The organism is Rhodococcus sp. R1101 (genome assembly GCF_000278445.1).
GTDB classification, from domain to species: Bacteria; Actinomycetota; Actinomycetes; order Mycobacteriales; family Mycobacteriaceae; genus Rhodococcus; species Rhodococcus gordoniae.
On record NZ_AJVB01000457.1, the window covers coordinates 1 to 3,166 of the forward strand.

Here is a 3,166-nt window from a genome sequence, read left to right on the forward strand (position 1 = left end):
GTCGATGAGGTTGACCGCCATGTTGTAGGACGGACGGAACGAGCTGCGCAGCGGGAAGGTGCGGGTGGAGGCGAGCCCGGCGACCGCGGCCGGCTCGATGCCCGGTTGCCACAGCACCACCGCGTGACCTTCGACGTCGATGCCGCGACGCCCGGCGCGGCCGGTCAGCTGCGTGTACTCGCCGGGGGTCAGTTCGGCGTGGGTGTCGCCGTTGAACTTGACGAGTTTTTCGAGCACCACGGTGCGCGCCGGCATGTTGATGCCCAGGGCGAGGGTTTCGGTGGCGAACACCGCCCGCACCAGCCCACGCACGAACAGTTCCTCGACGGTGTGCCGGAAGGCCGGCAGCATCCCCGCGTGGTGGGCGGCGATGCCGCGTTCGAGGGCGGTGCGCCACGACGCGTAGCCGAGCACCTCGAGGTCGCCGCGCGGCAGGTCCCGGGTGTGTTCGTCGACGATCCGGCGGATCTCGGCGGCTTCGGTCTCGTCGGTCAGATGCAACCCCGAGCGCAGGCACTGCTGCACCGCGGCGTCGCAGCCGGCGCGGCTGAACACGAAGGTGATGGCGGGCAGCAGACCGTCGCGGTCGAGGCGGGCGATGACCTCCGGGCGCGGCGGCGGCCGGAAGCGGGGGCCGCGTTCGCCCCAGCGGTCCATCCCGGACAGGCTCTGCCGTTGCCGCACCGCCGACGCCAGTTCGGGGTTGACGACGATGTCGCGGCGCCGCCGGGTCGGGGCGGTCTCGGTGTCGGCGCGGCGGTCGAACAGGTCGTAGATGCGGGAGCCGAGCATCATGTGCTGGTGCAGCGGGATGGGCCGCACCTCGTCGACGACGACGGTGGTGTCGCCGCGCACCGTGGTCATCCAGTCGCCGAACTCCTCGGCGTTGGACACCGTCGCCGACAGCGACGCCAGCCGCACGTCCTCCGGCAGGTGCAGGATCACCTCTTCCCACACCGCGCCGCGGAACCGGTCGGCGAGGAAATGCACCTCGTCCATCACCACGTGGGTGAGCCCGATCAGGGCGGTGGACGACGCGTAGATCATGTTGCGCAGCACCTCGGTGGTCATCACCACCACCGGCGCATCGGAATTGACGGATTGGTCGCCGGTGAGCAGACCGACCGAGTGGCGGCCGTGCCGGGCACACAGGTCGGCGTACTTCTGGTTGCTCAGCGCCTTGATCGGGGTGGTGTAGAAGCACTTGGAACCGGCCTGCAGCGCCAGGTACACCGCGAACTCGCCCACGACGGTCTTGCCGGCGCCGGTGGGGGCGCACACCAGCACCGAATGGCCGCCCTCGAGGGCGCGGCACGCCTCGATCTGGAACGGGTCGAGGGGGAACCCGAGTTCCGCGGCGAAGTCCGCGAGCTGCGGGGTGACGGCGAGCGGAGCGGCGCCCGGAGCGTCGTCGCCGCCCGCACCGGGCACGAGGTCGCCGATCACAGGGTGTCGGAGTAGTCGGTGCGGGCCGGGTCGGTCCGGACGGTGTCGGTGGGGGTCGCCGGCTCCACCGGGCTCGGCGCGGCGATCGTCGAGCCCTCGTCGTCGTCGAGATCGGCCCAGCCCTCGGATCGGGCCTTGCGGGCGCGACGCCGGTCGGTCACCCGGGCGATCTGGATGGCGAACTCCACGAGCAGCGTCAGCGCCAACGCCAACGCCAGCATCGAGAACGGATCCTGGCCGGGGGTGGCGATGGCGGCGAAGACGAACACCGCCATGATCAGCCCGCGCCGCCACGCCGCGAGTTTCTCGTAGGACAGCACCCCAACCCCGTTGAGTGCGACGATCACCAGCGGGATCTCGAAGGACACCCCGAAGATCACCAGCAGATTGAGGAGGAACCCGAAGTATTCGGCGCCCGACAGCGCGGTGACCTGCACGTCGTTGCCGACGGACAGCAGGAACGACAAGGCGTGGGAGATCACCAGATAGGCCAGCACCGCGCCGGTGACGAACAGCGCCGCCCCGCAGGTGACGAAGCCGATCGCGTAGCGGCGTTCCTTGCGGTACAGGCCGGGCGTGACGAACGCCCACAGCTGGTACAACCACACCGGGCACGCCATCACGATGCCGGCGGTGGCGGCGACCTTCAGGCGCAGCATGAACTGCTCGAACGGGCCGGTGGCGAGCAGCCGGCACGAGCCGTCGCTGCTCAGATCGGCGCGGGCCGAGGCCGGCAGGTCGCAGTAGGGGCCGCGCAGGATCTCCCCGAGACTGTCGAGGCCGAACAGGCTGCGGCTGTACCAGACGAATCCGAGGATGGTGGTGAGCACGACCGCAGCGAGAGCGATCAGCAGACGCGTGCGCAATTCGTAGAGGTGCTCGACCAGCGACATGGTGCCGTCGGGGTTGGTCTTGCGCCGGCTGCGGCGCGGATCGAACGGGATGCGCACGGTGCGGTTCTCAGCTCCTGTCGAGACCACCGGCGCTACGGCGTGCCGGGGTCAGCGGAACGCCGGGACACCCGTGGTGGGCGCCCCGGCAGGATGAACGTCGGTCAGGCAGACCGCGGTTCGGTGTGCGTGTGCGGCGCGGCGGGATCGGTCGTCGGCTGCGCGGCCGGCAACGGATTCGGCGCCGGCTGCTGCGGCGTGGCCGCCCGGGCGTCGTCGTTCTGCATCTCCTTGACCTCGCTCTTGAAGATCCGGAGCGAACGACCGAGACCGCGTGCGGCGTCGGGCAACTTCTTCGAACCGAAGAGAATCACGACCACCAGCGCCACGATGGCCCAGTGCCAGGGGCTCATTGCACCCATTTACAACAACCTCCACTGATCGGCTCCGATCGATGCTACCGGACCTCGAGCACACCCCGAGGGGCCGAGCAGGTGTATCCACCCACAATTTGCGGAGGATTCACAGAGATGTTCCCCATCCCCGGCGATGTTCCCCCCACCCCGGCCTCACGAGGCCGGGCCCGTGCCGCGGGCCGCGTTCTCCCGGTCGAGATCGGCGTAGGCCGCCAGCGCCGACTCGGCCCGCGCCCGTACCGCCGCCCGCAACGGTGGCGGGTCGAGCACCCGCACGCCGGCGCCGAGCCCGACGAGCAACCGCGCCATCCACGCCGGCGAGGCATACCGCATCGACGCCTCGCAGCTGCCGTCGGAGCGCACCTGCACCTCGGTGAGCGGGTAGTAGTCGAGCAGCCACGTGTAGGCCGGGGC

At 70.3% G+C, this 3,166-nt stretch carries 4 protein-coding genes; all 4 read right to left on the bottom strand.

All coding sequences use genetic code 11. The features are described 5' to 3' along the window. Positions 1–1,431 (bottom strand): DEAD/DEAH box helicase (locus tag R1101_RS27650; RefSeq protein ID WP_157179186.1); only part of this gene is annotated, 1,431 nt, incomplete at its 3' end. Positions 1,432–1,442: 11 nt separating this feature from the next. Next, positions 1,443–2,396, bottom strand: a complete 954-nt coding sequence (tatC, locus tag R1101_RS0119780; protein ID WP_016935045.1) for a twin-arginine translocase subunit TatC — start codon at positions 2,394–2,396, stop codon at positions 1,443–1,445. Positions 2,397–2,500: 104 nt separating this feature from the next. Continuing rightward, positions 2,501–2,758 carry a Sec-independent protein translocase subunit TatA gene (gene tatA, locus R1101_RS0119785; RefSeq protein WP_016935046.1) on the bottom strand — a complete coding sequence of 86 codons (258 nt, stop codon included), beginning with the start codon at positions 2,756–2,758 and terminating at the stop codon, positions 2,501–2,503. Positions 2,759–2,905: 147 nt separating this feature from the next. Beyond that, a partial coding sequence (locus R1101_RS0119790) for a helix-turn-helix transcriptional regulator (protein ID WP_026003490.1) occupies positions 2,906–3,166 on the bottom strand: 261 nt, incomplete at its 5' end.